We start from the raw sequence: 22,910 nt of genomic DNA on the forward strand, positions 1-22,910 counted from the left end.
GATTTTTAATCAAAGGTGATTTTCTTTTGCCATAGATATAAAAATAAATGAAAGACAAGTCGCATTAACTATGCGTTTTATTTGGTGTTTTTACTTTCAAAGAGTAATATATGAAGAAATACGAAAATCAACGTAAGATAAAAACAAATCGAAAATTAACGAAAGAATGTGAAAGAGATCAAAAGTTTTATACTTCCATATTGTGGGAATAATTTTTAGGTGTAAGGTTAATTCGAAATCAAACGAAAGAAATTTCGTTGATTTTAGGGAGACGAGAAAAAATGATTAGTGCTGTCGAAAGGCGCATGGAAATCGTAAACGTGGTGAACCAAGATGGTAAAGCACGTGTAGAGGACCTTGCTGCACGATTTGATGTCTCTAGTGTCACTATTCGCAGTGATCTGAGCTTTTTAGAAAAGAATGGGTATGTTGTTCGTTCTCATGGGGCGGCGATTCCAAATACTGGCGTAATTGCAGAACTTACGGTTCATGAAAAACGCCATCAAAATATTGGAACGAAATCCTCCATTGGGTATGCAGCAGCGCAGCTGATAGAGAATGGTGACACCGTTATTCTGGATTCAGGTACGACTACGCGAGAAATTGCATCTAACTTAAAGTTGTTAGAGCAAGCTGTAGTCATGACTAATGGTCTAGATGTAGCTATGGAGTTAGCATCAGCTTCTGGTATAGAAGTATTGATGTCAGGTGGAGTTCTTCGTAAGAAGGCTCTCTCTTTCTCTGGATCTCAAGCAGAGGCAAGCCTGAAGAATTACCGTTTTGATAAGGTTTTTCTTGGGGTTGATGGTTTTGATTTGAGGTCAGGTATCACCACACATAATGAACAAGAAGCAAGTTTAAATCGACTTATGTGTGATATTTCAGAACAAGTCATTGCTGTTGCGGATTCTACCAAATTTGGTAAGCGCAGCTGCCATATGATTAGAGAGTTTGGAAATATTGATATCTTAGTAACGGATTCTGATATTCCCGAAGAATATTTACAAGGTCTTCGTGAAATGAAAGTTGAAGTTATTATTGTAGAGAAAGATAAATAACCTAACTAACTCCATAGCTGCATTTAGATACAGTATGGAGTTAGTAAATGAACACCTTTCAACACCTTGTACAGCGTCATAAAGCGGGTGAACAAAATGGTATTTATTCTGTTTGTTCTGCACACCCGCTTGTTATTGAAGCGGCGCTTTCTCAAGCTTTAAGTGATGATTCCTTGCTATTAATTGAAGCAACTTCTAATCAAGTTGATCAATTTGGTGGCTATACAGGTATGAAACCAGCAGATTTTCGAGATTTCGTTTTAGATCTAGCTCAATCACTTCATTTTCCAGTCGATAAACTTATCTTGGGTGGCGATCATCTTGGACCTAATCGCTGGCAAAAACTAACGGCTAAAGAAGCCATGATAAATGCTGACGATCTTATCGCAGCTTATGTTGCTGCTGGATTCAAAAAAATCCATCTTGATTGCAGCATGTCTTGTTCTGATGATCCAAGGCCTCTCTCTGATGAAATTGTTGCCGAACGTGCAGCAAGATTAGCTAAAATTGCAGAAAAAACTGCAAATACATGTTTTGGCCATAGTGATCTTGTTTATGTTATTGGCACTGAAGTTCCTGTTCCTGGAGGCGCTGCAGAAGAGTTAGATACCCTCCAAGTTACTTCTCCGGAAGCTGCTCGAAAAACGATCCAAGCACACCAATTTGCATTTGAAAGAGTAGACATTGCGGAATGTTGGCAGCGTGTTGTCGGGTTAGTTGTGCAGCCTGGCGTTGAGTTTGACCACACTGGCGTGATTGATTACCGCCCTGAAGACGCAACCGAACTGAGTAAAGTTGTGAATGACTTTGATCACATGGTGTTTGAAGCTCATTCAACGGATTATCAAACCGATAAAGCTTATCAATCTCTTGTTAAAGATCATTTCGCTATTTTGAAAGTAGGACCAGCGTTGACTTTTGCTCTACGCGAAGCCTTATACAATTTATGTGATATCGAAGAACAACTTATCCCTAAAGCACATTGTTCAGATCTGCGTGAGCATATCGAAAAAGAAATGTGTGACTCTCCAGAATATTGGCAACCGTATTATCAAGGTAATGAAGCTCAACAACGTTTCTCTCGTAGCTACAGCTTTAGTGACCGAATTCGTTATTACTGGCCAGATGAAAATATTAATCAAGCACAAACAACGTTGTTTAACAATTTATCTCGTAGTGGTATCCCACTTCCTTTACTTAGCCAACATTTATCTGCGCAATTTCATGCGGTTCGTGAAGGACAATTAAGTTCAGATCCGAAAGCATTAGTACTCGACAAAATTCGTCAAACTCTTCGTAGTTATGCGAAGGCATGCAAACAAAATAAAGAAGAAGGCATTGCATTATGAACCATTACCTTGGCTACTCAGAATCAGAATTAGAACAGCTTTCCGGCTTTTGGACAGCAAAAGAAATAACACAACAACCAATGAGCTGGAGAAGAACTAACTCAATAATTCAAGACAATATTGTTGAGATCTCAGCGTTTATGGAGGAGTGGGATACTCATACTGAACGTCGAATTATATTAACTGGAGCAGGCACTTCAGCATTTGCAGGGCAAGCTATTGCTCCTACATTATCTCGTGTACTTAAGTGTCGTGTAGAAGACATTTCAACAACTGATATTGTGTCGAACCCCGCAGAAATATTAGCGGAGGATATTCCAACATTATTGGTTTCTTTTGCCCGTTCAGGTAATAGCCCCGAAAGCGTAGCTGCTGCAAATCTGGCTAACCAGTGTTTATCTAATTGTTATCATCTGATCTTAACCTGCAATGGTGAAGGGGCGTTGTTTATTCAGTTTCAGCATGAGAAAAATGCACTTGTTTTATTGATGCCTGAAGAAACAAACGATAAGTCATTCGCGATGACCTCTAGTTTCTCGTCAATGACATTAGCTTGTTTTTCTGCTTTAACGCACAAAAACAACAAATCGAAAGAAATCGAAAGCATTTGTAAGTGTTCTGAGGAGTTGATCAAAGAAATTAATTCCAATGTCAGAGATACTGCTTCCCATGATTTTAGTAGGGTTATTTATTTAGGTAGCGGTGGTTTGAAAGGATTAGCTCAAGAGTCTGCATTAAAATTATTAGAACTTACCGCAGGTAAAGTCGTTGGTTATTTCGATTCACCTCTTGGCTTTCGTCATGGCCCTAAATCTATCGTTAATAATGAAACCATGATTATTGTTTTCATTTCAAACGACCCTTACACCCGTCAATACGATTTAGATTTATTAGCTGAACTACGTCGTGACAATATCGCTAAAAAAGTCATTGCGATCACCGCTCAATTTAATGATGTGGTTGCTGATGAGAACATTATTCGTGTACCTGAGATGGAAAAGGCTTCAGATGTTGAACTGCTGTTTCCTTATATGTTGTTTGCTCAAGCTTACGCATTCCATCGCGCAGTTGCACTTGGTAATACCCCTGATAATCCGTGCCCTACAGGTGAAGTTAATCGGGTTGTTCAAGGTGTCAATATTCATACTTTTAATAATAAAAATTAAAGCAGGGAACTATTATGACAGGACCACAAATCGTTTGGACACGTATCGATGAGCGTCTACTTCATGGCCAAATTCGAATTACTTGGGGAAAACATTCTGAAGCTAATTTGATTCTTGTAGCTAATGATGATGCAGCTGAAGGACCGAATGCTGCATTTATGCAAGCAGGAATGAAAGCATCTGCTGGTGGAGAATATGCGGTGCGTTTCTTCTCAATCCAAAAAACAATCGATGTGATTCATAAAGCATCACCGAAACAGAAAATTTTCATCTTATGTAATAACCCAACAGACGTGGCGCGTTTAGTCGAAGGTGGGGTTCCTATTACACATTGTAATGTTGGCAACATGCATTATCACGATGGAAAACGTCAAATAGCTAAAACGGTTTCAGTTGATAAAACCGACATATTAGCGTTTGAAAGAATGGTGGAGAAAGGGGTGACATGTACCATTCAAAATACACCTGACCAAACACCAATTAACGTTCTTGAACTAGCAAAAACAGCAGCCTAGGTAGGTATTTATGTTATTTGAAGCAAGTTTAGTGGCAGTGTGGGCATTCTTTTGTGGTATCGATAAATACGATGTTGCACTGAATATTCATAGACCACTTATCACTGGGCCAGTTGTTGGCCTCATTATGGGCGATATGCAAATAGGCTTAATCGCAGGTGCAACCCTGGAATTAGCATGGTTAGGCTTAGTGCCTAATGCTGGAGCTCAGCCGCCAGATGTAACTATGGGGACGATAGCTGCTGTTGCGTTTGCTGTTATGACTGGTCAATCACCAGAAGTTGCAATGGGTGTTGGTATGCCTATCGCAGTACTTATGCAAATGCTGATCATTGGTTTCTTTGCTATGACCTCATTCACTATGGGTAAAGCAGACAAATACGCTGAAGAAGCAAACACGAATGGCATAGACTTTCTCTTACTTTCAACCATTACGATGCGGTCAATGCTCTACGCTTTTGTTGCCTTTCTTACCGTTTACTTTGGCGAGCATGGTGCCGCTTGGATTGATGCCAACGCGCCAAAAACATTATTAGAAGGCTTAGGTATTGGCGCGAAGATGGTTCCTGCAATTGGTTTTGCAATGTTACTGAAAATTATGTGGTCAAAAGAAGTGGCAGGGGTGTTCTTTATTGGGTTTGTAATGACGACTTACTTACAACTACCAATTATGGCCGTGGCAATTTTAGGTGCGTCAGCTGCTGCCTTATATTACTTCTTTAGTGGAAATGGAAATTCAAATCAAGAGCCAGAGGATTTTGAAGATGGTATCTAAAACAGAAATTTTAATTGATGGTGCTGATGAATACCAAGGCACGCAAGTTGCGAATCCAAATAGCTTAGTTGATGGTATTGATGAATATCAAGATACTGAAGTTAGAAAAGTTATTTCGAAAAAGGATTTATGGAAATGCGCCATTCGTGGCTTGTTCATGGAAGGCAACTTTAACTTTGAACGAATGCAAGGTGGTGGTTTTGCTTATTCAATTGTCCCAGCATTGAAAAAAATACATGGCAATAATAAGCGTGATTTAGCAACAGCAACAAAAAACCATCTTCAATTTTTTAATGCCAGTCCAAAACTGTTTACTTTCTTGCTTGGTACTGCCATTGCAATGGAAGAGAACAAAGAAAAGCCATCCACTGTTAACGTAATGAAAGTAGCAGGTATGGGACCAACGGGTGGGATCGGTGATGCAATAGATCATATGACACTTATGCCTTTGACTCTTGCATTAGGTGCATCAATTGCAATGCAGGGCTCAATTGCTGGTCCATTTGTATTCTTCTTCCTATATCAAATTGTGCACTTCTTCGTGTATTTCGGTTTGATGTTTATGGGATACAAAGCGGGTACCGCGGCCATGGTTAACATGAGCGATGCGACTGAGAAATTGGCCAAAGCCGCTAATATCATGGGTATCTTTGTTATTGGGGCATTATCCGCTTCCTTTATTAAAGTTCAAACCACGCTTTCGCTTGAACTTGGAGGGAAAGTGGTTGAGTTGCAAACTGCGTTATTTGACAAAATCATGCCAAATATTTTGCCATTAGCTCTTGTGTTCTTCATGTTGAAAATGGTGAAAGGAACCGGTTTTTGGGCGAAACCACCAGTATTAATATTCTCAACGTTGGCGGCAGGTGTTGTTGGGCATTACTTAGGTATTTTATAAAAAAAACAAGTGAAAGCGGCATAAGGGGGAGTGATTTCCCCCTTTAATTTCAACAGATTATATAACGCATTAGTAACAGGGATTAAATCATGATTGGTATTGTAGTTTCAGGGCATATTAATTTTGCAACGGGGGTTGAGTCGGCAGTAAAAGCAATTGCTGGTGAGCAAGAGCAAATGGAGTTTGTCGACTTTGTTGAATCTATGTCGACCGATGAGTTAGAGCAAGCACTGCGAGCAGCGGCAAAACGTGTTGATTCTGGTGAAGGGGTACTTTTTTTAACTGATATCCCTGGTGGTTCTCCTGCGAATCGTGCTTTAACCATTTTAATGGACACAGAAAACGTTGAGTTGATAGGTGGTGCGAACTTACCAATGATTGCTAATGCTGCTTTTGAGCGAGACGACACAACCGTCAAAGAATTAGTGGTTACTTTATTAGAAATTGGTTCTTCATGTATGCAAGACATGCGATTACAGCTTGAATTGTTTATGGAGCCGGAACCTGAATGTGAAGATGGGCTGTAATATGCGTTATGCTTTATATCCACAAAGGGTGTTTGTCTCTGATGGTATTAAAGAAAACCATTATGTAGTCGTCAATGATGGGAAAGTAGAGGCGGTCACAGACACGCTGCCAACTGATTGTGAAATCCTATCGTTAGAAGGTAAAACATTGCTGCCGGGTTTTATTGATATTCACATTCATGGTCGAGCTGGCTCTGATGTTATGGATGCAACACCGGAAGCATTACAAACGATTTCAGACGCATTACTTCAAACAGGAGTCGTTGCTTGGGTTGGGACTACAGTTACTGCGCCATGGAGTAGCATTGTTTATTCGCTTGATGCGATAAAAACATGGTTAGAACAATCACAGCAATGTGGATCTGAATTATTAGGTAGTTTTTTAGAAGGCCCTTATTTTACAGAAGCACATCGAGGATCTCATCCAACTGCTTATTTAAAATCGCCGACAATTCAAGAATTAGAAGAGCTTTATCAAGTCGCGGATCATTCGTTATTACGTGTGGCGATAGCTCCTGAAGCTGATGGTGCGATGGAAGCCATTCAATGGTTACAGAGTAAAAACATCAAAACGTCGGTTGCTCATACTGATTCTACGTTCGAACAAGTCACACAAGCTCATCAACTTGGAGCAGATTGTGGAGTGCATTTGTTTAATGGCATGCGTGGATTACATCATCGAGAACCAGGTTGTACAGGTGCGATTTTATATCACGATATGTTAGCGGAGCTTATTGCTGATGGTATCCATGTTCATCCAGTCATGATGCAACTTGCTTATCGAATGAAAGGCTACCAAAACATTGCGCTTATTACTGATTGTATGCGAGCAGGAGGCCTTGATGATGGTGACTATCAACTTGGCGCTCAAACCATCACAGTCACTAATGGTGAAGCAAGAACAAAGTGTGGATCGCTTGCTGGTAGTACGTGCAGTTTAGATCAAGCTTTGAGAAATATGATTCAATTAAGCGGAGTTCCTGAATGGGAAGCTGTGCAAATGGCAACTTCAGTTCCTGCTAAATACTTAGAAATAGATCAACGTTTAGGAAGTATCGCTTCAGGAATGGATGCAAGTTTCACCGTCGTTAATCAAGATTTTGAAGTACAAAACACAATGATGAAAGGCAAATGGGTTTATTAACTCTTGCCATTTATATAAATGAAAATATTAAGATAATGTTTAGAGGTTTAAAATGGAAATTCGTCAACCAATTCATAGTGACCATGCAAAACAATTAGATACTGCAGGTTTACGCGAGCAATTCCTTATTGAAGGTATGTTCCAAGAAAATCACATTACGCTTACTTACAGCCATATCGACCGTATTATTGTCGGTGGTGTTGTACCAACATCAGAAACGATTCAATTTGAAGGTGGCAAAGAAATTGGTGTTGATTTCTTTTTGCAACGCCGTGAGTTAGGGATCATCAATATAGGTCAAGCTGGTCGAGTTACTGTCGATGGTGAAACCTTTGAGATTGCCGCACGTGAAGCAATGTACGTGGGTATGGGGGCAAAGGAGATCAATTTTGAAAGTATTGATCCAAAAGATCCTGCTCGTTTTTATCTTAATTGTGCACCAGCGCACCACGCTTACCCAACTCGTAAAATTACACGTGAAGAAGCTTCTCCTGAAACATTGGGTAACCAAGAAAACTGCAATGTTCGAACCATTTATAAGTATCTACATCCATCAGTATTACCAACCTGCCAATTATTAATGGGAATGACAGAATTAGCCCCAGGTAGTCTATGGAATACCATGCCTTGTCATACTCATGAACGTCGTATGGAAGTGTACTTATACTTTGACATGAAAGACGACAACATTGTTTTTCATTACATGGGAGAGCCACAAGAAACTCGTCATATGGTTATCCGTAATGAGCAAGCAGTAATTAGCCCTAGTTGGTCTATTCACTCGGGTGTGGGAACCTCGTCATATACCTTTATTTGGGGAATGGTCGGTGAAAATCAGACTTTCCATGATATGGACCACGTAGCAATGACTGATATTAAATAGTCGTTTTAATTACATTGTTATGTTGCTTGTATTCATTGGCAACATATTCTCAAAAGAATAGGGATAAACATGAAACTTTTTGATTTAACTGGCAAAGTTGCCATCGTAACGGGGTGTAATACAGGTCTTGGTCAAGGAATGGCATTAGGGTTAGCAAAAGCCGGTGCAGATATTGTAGGTGTCGGTCACCAAGCTGCACCAGAGACAGAAGAGCAAGTGAAAGCATTAGGTCGTAAATTTTATTACATTACTGCAAATCTGATGGAGCAAGAAGGATTAGAAGAACTCGTTGCTGAAGCGGTCGAGGTGATGGGGCATGTTGATATCTTAATTAATAATGCCGGTATTATTCGTCGAGAAGACTTACTTGAGTTCTCTGAAAAAGATTGGGATGACGTTATTAATATTAATCAAAAGACATTATTCTTCCTTTCTCAAAAAGTGGCTAAGCAATTTGTTAAACAGGGAAATGGCGGTAAGATCATCAATATTGCATCGATGTTATCGTATCAAGGTGGGATCCGTGTTCCTTCTTATACCGCAAGTAAGTCAGCGGTTATGGGATTAACTCGTGCTCTAGCAACTGAACTTGCAGAACATAATATCAATGTTAATGCGATTGCTCCGGGTTATATGGCAACAGATAACACAACAGCCCTCCGTGCCGATGAGGCTCGAAATGCGGCTATTTTAGAGCGTATCCCTGCAAATCGCTGGGGATTACCTTCTGATCTTGAAGGACCAGCAATTTTCTTGTCATCATCAGCAAGTGATTACATTAATGGCTATACAATTGCGGTTGATGGTGGTTGGTTAGCTCGTTAATGCAATACAGAAGGATCGGTAAAATGAAATTAGGAACAAAGCAAGACGTATTACAGGCAATGAAGCGGGTTTATCGTTACCAAGCTGAAAACCAAACAAGAAGTGTAATAAGACGGAGTGGTAAAACACGTTTTATCAAAGACACGGATTGGGAGCGTGGAGTATTTTGGTCGTGCGCCGCCGCTGCATGGAAAGCAACAGGTGATACCGAGTATTTAGATGGAGTAAAAGATTATGCCTTACATACAGGGTTTAGAACTGGGCCTAATGCTCGCTTTGCTGATGACCATGTTTGTTGCCAAGCATATCTTGATATTTACCCAGAGTTTAATCAACCAGAAGCATTAGAACCAACAATCAAAGCGCTTGATATTATGGTTGATTCACCAGAGCTAGGTCGTAAAGATTGGTGGTGGTGTGATTCATTATTTATGGCGCCACCAGCTTTTGTTGCGCTATCAAAGCAAACAGGTGATCCAAAATATTTGGATTACATGAATACTGCTTTTTGGGATTCGGCAGAACATTTATTAGATACGGAAACTGGGCTGTATTATCGTGATCATCGTTATATTCCAACGGGAAATGGCGAAGAATTACGAGAAGAAAATGGTAATAAAGTTTTCTGGAGTCGTGGTATAGGGTGGGTATTAGCTTCTGTTCCTCGTATTTTAGCGAATATGCCAGAAGATTATATGAATCGTTCTGAGTACATTACTCTATTTACGCATTTAGCGACTGAAGTTATTAAATACCAACAAGACGATGGTTTTTGGCGTACTAGCTTATTAGCGCCAGAAAATTTCCCAGCCCCAGAAAGCAGTGCAACAGCTCTGTTTTGTTATGGTTTAGCATGGGGGGTTAATACTGGTGAGTTAGATAAAGAAATCTACTTACCTGTCATCGAAAAAGCGTGGGCAGCGTTACTCGAATGCATTCACGATAACGGTATGATTGGTTGGGTACAGTTACCAGCCTTTAATCCACGTGACGTGAAGTTTGAGCATAACATCGATTATGGCGCGGGAGCATTTATGTTAGCGGCTACAGAAGTTGCTAAGCTAGCTGAATAAACGGATTTTCATCTTAATTAGTATAAAAAAAGCCAATCATCGTGAAGTGACCCCGTTAAGTTGGACATTTTAGTTAAGCGGCTTGTAAGGCCTGGTTTCGATATTCTATCGGAGTCAGGCCTTTTAGTTTTACCTTAATCCGCTTCGTATTGTAATACTCGATATATTCTTCGATCTTTTCTATTAACTCATCTGCATCCTTGAAGATGTATCCATGATACATTTCAGTTTTAAGTAAACCAAAGAAATTTTCAGCTACTGCATTATCTAAGCAGTTTCCTTTTCTAGACATACTTTGTTGAAGCCTATGCTTTACAAGTTCCTGTTGATAAGTCTTATGTCGATATTGCCAACCTTGATCACTGTGTAAAATTGGCTTCGAGCCCTTACTTAGTTTGCCTATTGCTTCTTTAAGCATATCCGTGACTAGCGGTAAACGTGCATTCTTTGTCACTTTATAAGCGATAACTTCTTGATTGAATAAATCAACCACTGGCGATAGGTAAACTTTTTGTCCGTTAACTTTAAATTCTGTTACATCGGTTACCCATTTCTCATCTGGTTTCGTAGCACTAAAATCCCTTTCAAGTACATTTGGGACTGATTTACCCACCTCTCCTCGATAAGAACGATATTTTTTGGGTCTTACTATAGATTTTAGGTTTAGTTGCGCCATCAGCCTTTGTACTGTTTTATGATTCAGCTCTACACCTTTTCTTCGCATAGCTAAATGGATCCGTCGATAGCCATAACGTCCTTTATGTTCATGGTAGATAGACTCCAATCATCTCTAACTCATGCTCATAAGTATCAGGCCTTCTACTTATTTGAGCCTGATAATAGAAGACACTTTTTGCCAAACTGGTGATACGAAGTAAATATTTTAAAGGGTAATTAGCTTTGAGAGCTAAAACAATTAACGCTTTTTCTTTGTTTGTTGGCGTTTTTTCTGTTTCAGCTCTTCGAACTTTTTTAGAACAGCATTCTCTGTTCGTAAATAACTTAACTCTTCTCTTAGCTCTTCAATGGTCATTTCGTCATCTGATTTTTGTGTAGTATTGGATAATAATTTCATTGAAGGCCTTCCTATATTACTATTCTTGAGTCCCTTAAACCCCGCTTCATTATATGTTTTAAGCCAGACTGATAGCGTGCCAGGGGAGGATAAGTTTAATACTGCACTAGTGTGAGTGAGAGACCAACTGTTAGTCCACATTAATTTCAATGCTTGTAATTTTGTTTTGGCATTATCGGCATGTGTAGTTGGTAAAAATGAGTTTTTACCATGGATAGAAAATACTTGAGTCCAATATCGTATCTGACGAGCAGATATCGAATATTCTTTAGATAATTGAATTGATGTACGACTAACTAAGCACTGCTTAGCAATAATTAGTTTTAGCTCACGACTATATTTGGACATAAAAAAGACCCTCAGTAATTGGTTGTCCAATTATTGGGGGTCAGTTCATCGATCGGCTTTTTTATTTATTGATCCTGTGTTATTTTACTGAATCACTAAGCTGCTGTTTTTGTTTTTATTAATTTCTTTGTTTGATTTTTCGTTAATACAAAAAGAATACTTAATGTAGCTATGTATGCGATAAGTTGCGCTAGACTTGGTTTTTCTGTGTATCCAAACATCACGTGAATAAATAGGCCAAACCAATTTGAATGGTGATCAAGTAAGGCTGTGCTATTCCATAATGGATTGATTATTGGGTTAATGAGCCCAGCAGAAGTAAACTTACTTACCGCATTTATAGCCATACCTGCTGCTAAAAATGACATCAATACGGCAAAGAAATTGAATACTTTACCAAGATTGATTTTGATAAAGCCAAAGTACATTGCAATGCCTGAAGCAATCGCACCAACAGCTCCAACTAAGCTTCCACTTAATATTGAAACCCCAGTGGTTACGCTATCGCTGGTTAAACCTAAAAGAAATAATACAACTTCAATACCTTCACGGAACACACAAAAGAAAGCAACTAAACTTAATGAAAATAAAGGTTTATTGTTTTCTTTGATATCATTTACTGAAGCTTTGATATCTTGAGAAGCTTTCATTCCGTTTGATTTCATCCAAATAACCGTATAGCCAATTAAAATACTAGATAATGCAAGAATAACCCCTCCGGTCATTTTCCCTTCAATTAATGCTGTAATAGTTGAGTTGTTTAACGCTAGAATGGCTAACAATAAAGAGATAAAGATTCCAATTCCTGTACCTCCTAAAATCCATCTTGATCTGTTGGGTATATCTTTTGTCGCGGCTAAAAGCAAAGAAACAATAATGGCCATTTCTAAGCCTTCTCTAAATACAATCGTCATACTGGAAAACATAAAAAACATCCTATTTCATCGAGTAAAATCATAATAATGCAAATCATTATCAATTCCATTTGCATTTGTGGGAACTTATATTGATAAAATAGAGAAGAAGTAGAGAGATAAGAGAAAGACCACAAGAGACAGTTCCTGCGGCCTTGTTGGTAGTTTAATCTTGAGTCGTTAGTTGGAAAGAATAAGACTGTCCCTGTAAACCAGAGGTATTAATGGTAATCGTTGTGCCATTTAGTACCACACGGTTTTCAATATCGTCTTTAATTACAATGTCTTGTTTATCAAAGGTAAAGTTTACGCTATCGATAGTTTGAATTGGTTCACTAACTGCAACAGTGAACGTATTTGAACTTTCTTCTTTAATCATAAAGCCCATCATCGAGTTAAGCATAATAGTATCGGTGATATCAACGGGACTATTTTTCCAATTATTTGCAGCAATGATATTTAAGGTGTTTTCTTGTACCGCGTGTGCTTGTTCATCTTGACGTAGAATGGTGACATCAGGATGTTGAGCGTAGTTTTGTACAGCATCATTGTTTTGATTAGGAAGTAGAGCATATTGATAATCAGCTTGATCTACTTGAGTTAATGTTGCTTGTAAGTACGAGTCTGAAACATCACCTTTGCTATTGCCAATATCGCTCCAATTACCATCTACATTATTTTGGCTTATTGATATGGTTTTAGGCGTTAACATAACATAGCTTAAATCACTGTTAGCGAGTGTGTCATTACGAATACTAAAAGTGGTTGGTGTTCCTTGATATGGCAGTACTGTTTGCTCTATACCATCAATAAATAATTGCGTATCTGCTAAGCGCTTTCTATTTTCAATCGTAGTTATGTTATTTCCATTACTTTGGTCTTTAATGTTAGAACCAAGCATGACGACTTCATTATCAAACATAAACCAAGATTTATAGGCACTTAGTGTGTCACTCCAGTTATAAAATTGCATACCAGCAATACCATAATTGTTTAGTGATGTACTGCCAACCCATTGCATATTTGTATTTAAATTCGTCCCTCCTCGCTCACCACTACAATCGGTCATTGGTTGATTATCAACGGTAGTTCCTGGTATGCGAGATGAATTTACGGTTGGCCAATATCCTGTGTAATGATCAAGCTGATCGTTATATAAATAGGTCATGCCATCGCCAGTGAACCAGCCTTTAAGGTTTTCACCATTCATACATTCGTAGTTACCAATACGATATGAATGCATAGCTAAAGCGAAAGCCCAATCATTTCTACGGTGCACAACACGATCCATTGAAGGGTAGTTGAAGTTACCAATCAAAGGGTCTTTAAGTGAAACCGTTGGGTCATTAACAATATGCTGAGCTGCTTGGTACGTGGATACATAATAAATTTTATCAAAAAAGTTTTGGTAAGTATCATCGGTTATTTGGGTTTTGATCAGTGATGACAGCTGTTTATTCTTATCGCTATCTGGTCCATTGGTATAGAACAACATAGAGTTGACAATATTTAATCCAACATCATGATTTTGTTCTGCACTTCGAGAAATAGAGCGACCATTAACCATATCCATCATTGCTCCTTTATACAGTAAAGGTTCATACGATTGGTTAATGATATTGTAAACGGCGCTAATGGTTTGGCTATCCATACTCCAAGGTGAGCCTGCGACTGCGTTCATTTGAATGCCTAAACCACCAAGTAATACATTGCCATATGTGCCGTTATAAGCAATATCAGAGTGCTGCAAGAATGACCCGTCAGTGTAATAGCCATCCCCTTCGCTAACATATTCAATAACCGCTGGCAGAGCCGCAATTGCTTGGCTGATTTCTTCACTATTGTTTTCAAGCATGCCACGAATAAGTACAACTTGAGCGTTGTCGGTTCGGTTACCGCCAGTTGATTCTCGATAGTTAGGATTCGTCGATTCAGCTGCACCAGGACTGACTCCTAAGTGGGTTGGGTCTGGTGTGAAATAGCGAGTGGCATTAAGGTGATTGGTTATAATGGTTTGGTAATTGTCTTTAATATCATCAAAAAGTAGTACTAAAATGTTATGAATATCTTTTGGAATTGCCAACTCCCATTGCCACCAATTTCCATATTCTAATTGATTAACAAAGTAAAAGTTTTGATTTATGTAGTTCATGGCAGTCATGATGTCGTTTAGCATTAATTGATTATTTTCTAAATTGCCATTACGCAAACGATAGGCTTTTGCCATGGTAAATAAACGTTGATAAGAGCTGCGTATATTAGGGCCGAGCGTTTTATCTTTATCTATTAATGGTAAATCATCCCAAATTCCAGAAGAGTTTGGTTGTGGTGTCATGCTATCCCAGTTATTTTGAGCTGAAGTGTTGGTGCTGGTCACCATATTTTTTAGTGCTTGATCAAATGTGGTTGTGGGATCTCCTAAATAGTTTTCTGCCCAATTGCTTCTTACTTGTTCAAAATCACTCGGTAAATATTGTGGTGACTCAGCATTTTTTGCAGCATAAGTGCCTCCTGTAAATAGAAATAACATAGAGAGAGCAATAGTATTTAAACGATGTTTTCTTGCGTTATACATAATCCATTCCCTTTAAATATTTATGAATTTGTGAAATTTATAATTAAAAAATTTACTTTCGATGAGTTTCGTTTATATGGTAATGAAAATAAATTGGTTATTTATCGATCAATATCGCAAATTATTTATTTTTGTTTTCTTTCGTTTGTTTGTGATGTCGATCTTTAAATCTTAATTTACTTTCGTGTATTGTTGTCTTGCTTTCAAATTCTTTCGATAGGGATCGTTATGGCTTCTAATGCTCAATCTGCTGCTTTCCATATGATGGCAAAACCAACCAGTTTTCATTGCAACTTGAAATGCGATTACTGCTTCTATTTAGAAAAAGATGGCGTAGTGAACAAGACGAGATCTGAGCCAAGTGAAAATATGTCGAATGGAATGCTCAAACGTTATGTACGTGATTATATTCGCTCACATCAGGGACAAGAGGTCGATTTCTCTTGGCAGGGTGGTGAGCCAACATTAGCAGGCTTAGATTTTTATCGAAATGCGGTGATATATCAGCAGCAGTATGCTGAAGGTAAAACGATTACTAATAGCTTTCAAACCAATGCTGTAGCTATTAACCGTCAATGGGCTGAGTTCTTTTCTCAACATGATTTTTTACTTGGTGTTTCTATTGATGGGATTGCTGAGGTTCATGATAAATATCGTATTTCAGTTAATGGTAAGCCTACGTTTGAGCGGGTGAAGCGAGCACTTGAATTATTAAAAGAGTATAAGGTTGAATTTAATACATTAACGGTGATTAACGATCAAAATTGGCAACGTGGTAAAGAAACGTATCTAGCATTAAAAGATCTCGGTTCAACTCATATGCAATTTATCCCAATTGTTGAAGTTAATGCGAATTGCCAAGAGCCAACCAGTGGGCATTATTCTCCACAGAAAAATGCAGAGTTAGCGCACTTCTCTGTGCCTTCTCATGGTTATGGTAAGTTCATGATGTCAGTATTTAATGAATGGTTTAAAGAAGATGTAGGCCACATTTTTATTCGCATGTTTGACAGTATTTTAGGCAGTTGGATGGGATACCCAGCATCGACTTGTGTTCAATCAAAAGAGTGCGGACAAGCGATGGTAATTGAAGCTAATGGGGATGTTTATTCTTGCGATCACTATGTTTATCCCGTAAATAAATTAGGAAATATTGAGCAGACGACATTGGCTCAAATGGCGACAAGCAAACAACAAAAAAGGTTTGGCACCGCAAAATCTCTTAAATTAACGAGTCAATGTGAGACATGCGATGTGCATCGTTTATGTCATGGAGGCTGCCCTAAACATCGACTTGTTTCTCTTGATGGAGAAAAGCATAAACACAATTACCTTTGTGAATCCTATCAGCAAATTTTTACGCAAACCGCACCTGCCATGCATTTAATGTCGCAAGCCATTCAACAGGGAGGGACTGCGATTGACGCGGTATCTCTTATCAAAAATACCCTACGGATCTAATGCAACAATATAAATTTAAAAATAATAACAAGGAGTGAAAAATGAACCTGTCCTCATCGAAGAAGACAGTAATTGCAAGCCTAGTCGCTGCTGCCTGTGTAGCTGCACCTTCGCTTTCTTATGCTGCAAATCACAATCCTGATCAACCTAACGTGTTACTTGTCGTTATGGATGATTTAGGTACGGGCCAACTTAATTTTGCCCTAGACAGTTTAGATAAAACTGAGTTAGCTAAACGCTCTGTACCTGTTCGTTATCAGGGCGATTTGGATAAGATGATCGATGCCGCACAACGAGCGATGCCAAATGTTGAAAAACTGGCGGCGAATGGCATAAAAATGACCAATGCGTTTGTGGCTCATCCTGTATGTGGCCCATCACGTGCGGGTATTTTTACAGGCCGTCACCCAACCAGTTTTGGTACGTATAGTAATGATGATGCTAAATTGGGCATCCCGCTTGATATCAAACTATTACCTGCTCTTTTCCAAGAAAATGGTTACCGAACTGCGACTATAGGTAAATGGCATAATGCTAAAATTGCTGGGAAGAATTTAGTTGATGAAGATAAACGCACCCGTGATTACCATGATAATCAAATAACAGTAACACCAAAAGGCTATGGACCAGAAGATCGTGGTTTTGATTATTCTTATAGTTTTTATGCATCTGGTGCCGCTTTATGGGATTCTCCTGCAATTTGGCAGAATGGAAAAAACATCTCCGCTCCGGGTTATTTAACGCATAACTTAACTGATCAAGCGTTGAAGTTCATCGATGAAAGTGGCGATAAACCTTTCTTTGTTAATCTTGCATTTAGCGTGCCTCATATTCCGTTAGAAGAAGCATCTCCGGCGAAATACATGGATAGATTTAATACAGGTAATGTCGAGGCAGATAAGTATTTTGCGGCTATTAATGCGGCGGATGAAAGCCTTGGTATTATCATGGATAACTTAGAGAAGAAAGGGGAGTTAGATAACACCATCATCTTTTTCTTGTCTGATAACGGTGCAGTACATGAGTCACCAATGCCAATGAACGGGATGGATAAAGGCTTTAAAGGACAAATGTATAATGGTGGGGTAAGAGTTCCATTCGTTGCTTATTGGCCAAAACATATACCTGCGGGCGGTGAAAGCGATTCATTAATTTCTGCACTCGATATCCTACCAACAGCGCTAGCTGCTGCAGGCATTGATATTCCGAAAGATATGCAGGTTGATGGTAAAAACATTATGCCTGTTTTGGAGGGGAAGGCAGAAACATCACCTCATCAATACTTATATTGGGCAGGTCCTGGAGCGAAACATTACAGTGAAGAAAATGATGCGTTCTGGTACGGCTATTGGAAATGGCTCACTTACGAAACCAACACAATTCCTGAGAATCCAAATTTAGAAAAACTGTCTAAAGGATCATGGGCTATTCGTGATCAAGATTGGGCTTTATATTTCTATGATGATGGTTCAAATAAAGTGAAGTTATTCAATGATAAAGAAGATCCGTCTGAGTCGATTGATTTAGCTAAAAAATACCCAGAGAAAGTAAAAGAGATGAAAAACGCCTTTTATAACTGGATTAAAGATAAACCAAAACCAGTCGCGTGGGGTCAAGATCGTTATCAAGTTTTAACTGAATCTGCCAAAGAGTAAATCAGCACTTTGTTTAAGCCACATAACCTCTGTGTTTTGTGGCTTTTTTCGTTTTTGAGAGGAGTATAAAAAATGAAGCAAAAAGTCGAAAATCAAACGCTTTTATATCAACCAAAACAGATAAGAGAAACTGCTCGGCCAACCATTGCTTATGAACACCCAAATTTAATGATGTATGTAATATCGATTAAAGAAAATATCATTAGATACAAAAATAAAAAGCTTGCATATACGCAACATGATGAATATATAAAAAACCTTCTTTCAGATGAAAATACAGTTTTAAAACAACAATGTGATTTCATTGTTAGTTATATTTCAGAGGCGTTTGTACATTACTCTGTATGGGATTATAGCAATGCTTATTATCCGGGAAGACCAAGCCAGCAAACAGCAAGAACAGATGCAATGGAGGGAACAAGTCGAACTTTGCCTACATTAGCTGCGTGGCTACATGCCAATGGAAAATCTAATACAATAATTACAGGTTTAAATCAGCAGCCAATTTTAGTTCCAGAGGTCCTCCGTAAGGCTTTCTTGGCAGGAACCAATCCGCAACATAAAGGATATTGGGGCACTCTTCATCATTGTGATCAGAGAGTCTGCGAGAGTGCAGATTTAGCTTTAGCATTATGGTTGAGTAAAGAATGGGGGTGGGACAGTTTCTCAATAAGTGAAAAAACTACAAATAGTGACGTGGTTTAAACAAGTTAATCATTGTGAAACGGTTGATAATAATTGGCATTTATTTGTACTTACGGTGCAAGTCGTATTGAAAGCATTGAACGGTGAAGATGTTATTCAATATGATAAATACGAAAGAATAAAAGAGTTTTATGTCGGCGATGGTTGGTTTCGTGATGGGGCTAAGGGTAATTACGATTATTACAATGCGTGGGCTTTTCATTATAGTTTATATTGGTTCACCCAGATTAATCCTGATTTTGATTCTGATTTTATAAAAAATGTATTGTCTGATTTTGTCGGCAATTATCGATATTTCTTTACAGAGAAAGGCTTACCGTTTTTTGGGAGGAGTGCATGTTATCGCTTAGCTGCTGCTGCACCATTATTAGCTGCTGTCGATTTACGAAGTAATAACATTTCTGTTGGAGAAGCCAAAAGAGCTTTCCACTGTAATCTTAAATATTTTATTAGTCATGGATCTCTAAAAGCAGGATTACCCACACAAGGGATGTTTGATGAAGATGTCCGTTTGGTAGATAACTACAGTGGACCTGCCAGCAGTTTATGGTCATTGAGAGCCCTCAATGTAGCACTCTTCTGTGGAGATAAAATCAACCTTTGGGAGGCAGAAGAGGCGCCATTAGAAATAGAACAGGGAGGCTTTGAATTCGATATTCCTGCAATTAATATGAAGGTACTTGGCATATACGAAACTCAAGAGGTGATAGCCATATTTAAAAATGAGTATATTGCGGAACAGTCCCCATTAAGTCGTCGTCTGTTAACACAATCTGTATGGCGTGAATTAAAAGAAAAGGTAACGGGGCGAGCAGATAGACCCAAGAATAATTTATTAAGAAAAGGGGTCACTTGCTATTCATCAAAAATGGAATCATTCTTTTAATATTTAGAAGTTCATAATTACGTTGCTAAAATTAGAGAAAATGCAGCCTAAAGTTATTAACTTCTTATAAGGTATATTTTATTTAATAGCATTATTTTCTAACCTTTAAATGTGTATGTAAAATGAATCTTTAAAGGTTTACTATGTTCCCAATGAATTATTTATCGAATCATCAGTATTGATAAGTAACTAACACTACGGAATGTATTATGGCTATTTCTCGACGTACCTTTTTAAAAACATCCATTGCTACTGCTGTTGTTGCGGGTGGTGGTTTAATGGTTTATCCAGCTTCGAAATTCTTTGATGATGAAGATGTCGAGGTTATTCCACACGCCAGTCATTGGGGACCATTTAATGCCATAGTCAAAGCTGGCGTGCTTGTTGGTATTCAACCGCGTAAAGAACTAGACGCAATGCCAACTGAAATGCTCACTGAGGGTTTAATTGGTCGAGTCTACGATAAAACTCGCGTTAAATATCCTATGGTAAGGGCATCTTATCTCGCTGACCCTAAAGGTGATACCAAGCCTCATTTACGTGGAAAAGAACCTTTTGTGAGAGTGAGTTGGGAAACCGCATTATCTCTAGTGGCAGACGCGATTCAAACGACGGCAACAGATTATGGTAATGAAGCTATTTTTAGTAGCTCTTATGGTGGTTGGTCGCACGCAGGCCTAATGAGGCCGCAGGTATTGCAAGGTCGGTTCTTTAACTTAATTGGTGGACAAAGCACCACTACAGGGGATTATTCAGGTGGTGCTTCTCAAGTTATACTTCCTCATGTTATTGGTGATATGGAAGTATACTCGCCACAAACCGCATGGCCTGTAATTCAAGAGAACACAGAAATCTTTGTATTGATAGGTTGTGATCCTTGGAAAAACAACCGCATTGAATTTCGCGTTGCAGATCATCAAATGTATTCTCATTGGAAGCAGTTTGCTGAAAATGGCATTCAGTTTATTTCAATTAACCCACAACAGACCCGTACCGATGATGAATTGGATGCAGAGTGGGTGAAAATTGTTCCAAATACAGACACCGCTTTATTTTTAGCTATGGCACAGCATGTTTATGTCAACGATCTTCATGATACCGCTTATTTGGATCGTTATACTGTAGGGGCTGACAAATACATCAACCATTTAATGGGAAAAAATGATGGCATTGTAAAATCACCAGAATGGGCTGCAAAGATCACGGGTATTCCTGCTGAGGATATTCAAAAAATGGCTATTCGATTAGCAACCAGTAAAACCCAATTTGCGGCGGGTTGGTCATTACAAAGAGCCGATCATGGTGAGATGATCCACTGGGCGATCATTAACTTTGCAGCCATGCTAGGCAAAATTGGTAAGCCGGGAGAAGGGGTTGGTTTTAGTTGGCATTATGGTAATGGTGGTATGCCACAATCAGGGAAAACACTTCCTATTGGCTTATCTCAAGGTAAAAATCCGGTGAGTGCGATTTGTCCTGCTTCACGCATTTCTGAAATGTTGATGAATCCAGGAAAAACCTTTACTAGAGATGGCATTGAATACACGTATCCGGATGTCAAAATGGTGTATAACGCAGGTAATAACCTCCTTTCTCATCAGCAAGATACGAATGAACTTATTAATGCACTTAATGAAAAAGTTGAAACGTTTGTCTGCCAAGACCCATGGTGGTGTGCTTCTTCTCGATATGCCGATATTGTATTGCCAGCAACCAGTACGTTAGAACGAAATGATCTCTCTTCTGGAGGAACTTACAGTAATGATAAAATTTATGCGATGCGCCAAGTTATTAAGCCTTACGGTGAAAGCTTAGATGATTTTGAAATATTTAGAAAACTGGCTGAGATCTTTAAAGTAGAAGATAAATTTACGGATGGTTTGCCATTTGATGATATTTTAAAACGTGCTTATAAAGCGTCTTCTGCAACGTTATCGTTTGATGAATTTTGGAAAAATGGCGTAGCTTTATTACCAGTGCCACAAGAAGCAAACCAATGGGTAAGGCATGGAGATTTTTATCAAGATCCAGATAAGCATCCTTTGCATACCACATCAGGAAAAATAGAGCTTTACTGCCAAGATATTGCAAACTTTGATGTGAAAAATTGTCCACCAATGCCAACATTTTTAGAACCGTTTGAATATTTAGGGAACGCAAAATCAAACCAAGTTCATGTTGTGAGCCCTCACCCTTATATGCGTTTGCATTCGCAATTGGCAAATACAGAGGTTCGCAAATATGAAAGTGTGCAAGGGCGACAATACGTACTGATCAATGATAATGATGCAGAGAAGCACGGTATTCGTTCTGGCCAATTAGTTGAGATATTTAATGAACGTGGCCGAGTGATCGCTGGGGCGAAAGTATCTGATCAGATCATGCCCGGAGTCATCAGTTTAGAAGAGGGTGCTTGGCTGCAATTTGATAGCCAAGGACGCTGTAATAGTGGGTCCATTAATGTGTTAACTTCAAGTCAAGCATGTAGTGATTTAAGTCAGGCAAATAGCGCAAATACTTGCTTGGCATATATCCAACGATGCCGTGATCCTGAGTCATCTAACCTTGCTTTTGAGCCACCAAGAATAGTCACTGTAGATACGGATATTCGCATTGATAAAGTGAATACAACATTAGGTATTGAGGGGGCAGAGGTGGAGGCTACGGCACAAAGTGTTGGTGAGGCGCTGTTCTATCAACGATGTACGATGTGCCACTCAGCCAAAGATCCTAAGCAATATACAAAAACTCAATGGCATGGAATCACTAAAAGTATGTTCCCTCGGGCTGGATTAAATCCATTAGAGCGTGAAGAAGTGATGGCTTTTTTAGAAGCCAATGCCAAAGACACACAATAATGTAAGTGAGTTCCTGTTTTATTTAAGCCCAAATAGCATTGCTGCTGTTTGGGCTTTTTTATACGTAATAATAAAAAACAAACAATGAAAGTGTTCGAAAGTTAATTTCGTCAGTTTAACCTCATTAATTCTTAGTTTTTTGCTTTCATTTGCTTTCGCTGATTGTTTGTTCTGTGATCTTGCTCATCTTATTTATGTTTTCTTTCGAATACTATAATAG

At 38.8% G+C, this 22,910-nt stretch carries 18 protein-coding genes and 1 pseudogene; 15 read left to right on the forward strand and 4 right to left on the reverse strand.

Annotated elements, in window-relative coordinates; genetic code table 11:
- Positions 1 to 281 precede the first annotated feature (281 nt).
- The 11 genes from agaR to ACU5DF_RS06180 all read left to right on the forward strand — a co-directional run bounded on the left by agaR (position 282) and on the right by ACU5DF_RS06180 (position 10,213).
- Positions 282 to 1,058: a transcriptional repressor AgaR gene (gene agaR, locus ACU5DF_RS06130; RefSeq protein WP_060993199.1), complete on the forward strand. Its 777-nt coding sequence runs from the start codon at positions 282 to 284 to the stop codon at positions 1,056 to 1,058.
- 47 nt (positions 1,059 to 1,105) lie between these two features.
- Positions 1,106 to 2,407 (forward strand): tagatose-bisphosphate aldolase subunit KbaZ, encoded by a 1,302-nt coding sequence (gene kbaZ, locus ACU5DF_RS06135; protein ID WP_446712196.1) that lies wholly within the window; start codon positions 1,106 to 1,108, stop codon positions 2,405 to 2,407.
- Positions 2,404 to 3,573, forward strand: a complete 1,170-nt coding sequence (locus tag ACU5DF_RS06140; protein WP_446712197.1) for an SIS domain-containing protein — start codon at positions 2,404 to 2,406, stop codon at positions 3,571 to 3,573. Before kbaZ ends, ACU5DF_RS06140 begins: the two co-directional genes overlap by 4 nt.
- Positions 3,574 to 3,587: 14 nt before the next feature.
- Positions 3,588 to 4,088 carry a PTS N-acetylgalactosamine transporter subunit IIB gene (agaV, locus tag ACU5DF_RS06145; protein ID WP_446712198.1) on the forward strand — a complete coding sequence of 167 codons (501 nt, stop codon included), beginning with the start codon at positions 3,588 to 3,590 and terminating at the stop codon, positions 4,086 to 4,088.
- Between the two features lie 10 nt (positions 4,089 to 4,098).
- Positions 4,099 to 4,863, forward strand: a complete 765-nt coding sequence (gene agaW / locus ACU5DF_RS06150; protein ID WP_061012466.1) for a PTS N-acetylgalactosamine transporter subunit IIC — start codon at positions 4,099 to 4,101, stop codon at positions 4,861 to 4,863.
- Positions 4,853 to 5,761 carry a PTS system mannose/fructose/sorbose family transporter subunit IID gene (locus ACU5DF_RS06155; RefSeq protein ID WP_060993204.1) on the forward strand — a complete coding sequence of 303 codons (909 nt, stop codon included), beginning with the start codon at positions 4,853 to 4,855 and terminating at the stop codon, positions 5,759 to 5,761. Before agaW ends, ACU5DF_RS06155 begins: the two co-directional genes overlap by 11 nt.
- 89 nt (positions 5,762 to 5,850) lie before the next feature.
- A complete protein-coding gene (gene agaF / locus ACU5DF_RS06160) occupies positions 5,851 to 6,288 on the forward strand; it encodes a PTS galactosamine/N-acetylgalactosamine transporter subunit IIA (RefSeq protein WP_060993205.1) in 438 nt (145 codons plus the stop codon).
- 1 nt (position 6,289) lies between these two features.
- The gene (gene nagA / locus ACU5DF_RS06165) at positions 6,290 to 7,432 is read left to right on the forward strand and encodes an N-acetylglucosamine-6-phosphate deacetylase (protein WP_446712199.1); all 1,143 of its coding nucleotides are present in this window, start codon (positions 6,290 to 6,292) and stop codon (positions 7,430 to 7,432) included.
- A 52-nt stretch (positions 7,433 to 7,484) separates the two neighbouring features.
- On the forward strand, positions 7,485 to 8,315 hold the full coding sequence (gene kduI / locus ACU5DF_RS06170) for a 5-dehydro-4-deoxy-D-glucuronate isomerase (RefSeq protein WP_446712200.1): 831 nt from the start codon (positions 7,485 to 7,487) through the stop codon (positions 8,313 to 8,315).
- A 69-nt stretch (positions 8,316 to 8,384) separates the two neighbouring features.
- The gene (gene kduD, locus ACU5DF_RS06175) at positions 8,385 to 9,140 is read left to right on the forward strand and encodes a 2-dehydro-3-deoxy-D-gluconate 5-dehydrogenase KduD (RefSeq protein WP_060993208.1); all 756 of its coding nucleotides are present in this window, start codon (positions 8,385 to 8,387) and stop codon (positions 9,138 to 9,140) included.
- A 23-nt stretch (positions 9,141 to 9,163) separates the two neighbouring features.
- Positions 9,164 to 10,213, forward strand: a complete 1,050-nt coding sequence (locus ACU5DF_RS06180) for a glycoside hydrolase family 88/105 protein (RefSeq protein ID WP_446712201.1) — start codon at positions 9,164 to 9,166, stop codon at positions 10,211 to 10,213.
- Between the two features lie 73 nt (positions 10,214 to 10,286).
- On the opposite strand, the gene ACU5DF_RS06185 is transcribed toward ACU5DF_RS06180, so the two are convergent.
- From ACU5DF_RS06185 to ACU5DF_RS06200, 4 genes are all read right to left on the reverse strand, one after another.
- Positions 10,287 to 10,997, reverse strand: a complete 711-nt coding sequence (locus ACU5DF_RS06185; protein ID WP_446712202.1) for an IS3 family transposase — start codon at positions 10,995 to 10,997, stop codon at positions 10,287 to 10,289.
- A gap of 132 nt (positions 10,998 to 11,129) precedes the next feature.
- A complete protein-coding gene (locus ACU5DF_RS06190) occupies positions 11,130 to 11,636 on the reverse strand; it encodes a helix-turn-helix domain-containing protein (protein WP_446711479.1) in 507 nt (168 codons plus the stop codon).
- Between the two features lie 95 nt (positions 11,637 to 11,731).
- Complete coding sequence (locus ACU5DF_RS06195; RefSeq protein ID WP_446712203.1) at positions 11,732 to 12,562, reverse strand: FTR1 family iron permease; 831 nt, start codon at positions 12,560 to 12,562, stop codon at positions 11,732 to 11,734.
- A 154-nt stretch (positions 12,563 to 12,716) separates the two neighbouring features.
- Positions 12,717 to 15,125 (reverse strand): polysaccharide lyase 8 family protein, encoded by a 2,409-nt coding sequence (locus ACU5DF_RS06200; protein WP_446712204.1) that lies wholly within the window; start codon positions 15,123 to 15,125, stop codon positions 12,717 to 12,719.
- Between the two features lie 228 nt (positions 15,126 to 15,353).
- On the opposite strand from ACU5DF_RS06200, the gene ACU5DF_RS06205 reads away from it, so the two are divergent.
- The 4 genes and pseudogenes from ACU5DF_RS06205 to ACU5DF_RS06220 all read left to right on the forward strand — a co-directional run bounded on the left by ACU5DF_RS06205 (position 15,354) and on the right by ACU5DF_RS06220 (position 22,690).
- On the forward strand, positions 15,354 to 16,586 hold the full coding sequence (locus ACU5DF_RS06205; protein ID WP_446712205.1) for an anaerobic sulfatase maturase: 1,233 nt from the start codon (positions 15,354 to 15,356) through the stop codon (positions 16,584 to 16,586).
- A 41-nt stretch (positions 16,587 to 16,627) separates the two neighbouring features.
- Complete coding sequence (locus ACU5DF_RS06210; protein WP_446712206.1) at positions 16,628 to 18,241, forward strand: sulfatase family protein; 1,614 nt, start codon at positions 16,628 to 16,630, stop codon at positions 18,239 to 18,241.
- A gap of 72 nt (positions 18,242 to 18,313) precedes the next feature.
- A pseudogene (locus tag ACU5DF_RS06215) lies at positions 18,314 to 19,832 on the forward strand (DUF2264 domain-containing protein).
- 209 nt (positions 19,833 to 20,041) lie between these two features.
- Positions 20,042 to 22,690, forward strand: coding sequence for a molybdopterin-dependent oxidoreductase (locus ACU5DF_RS06220; RefSeq protein ID WP_446712207.1), 2,649 nt, complete (start codon positions 20,042 to 20,044; stop codon positions 22,688 to 22,690).
- The last annotated feature ends 220 nt before the right edge of the window (positions 22,691 to 22,910 follow it).

The organism is Aliivibrio wodanis, assembly GCF_052920805.1.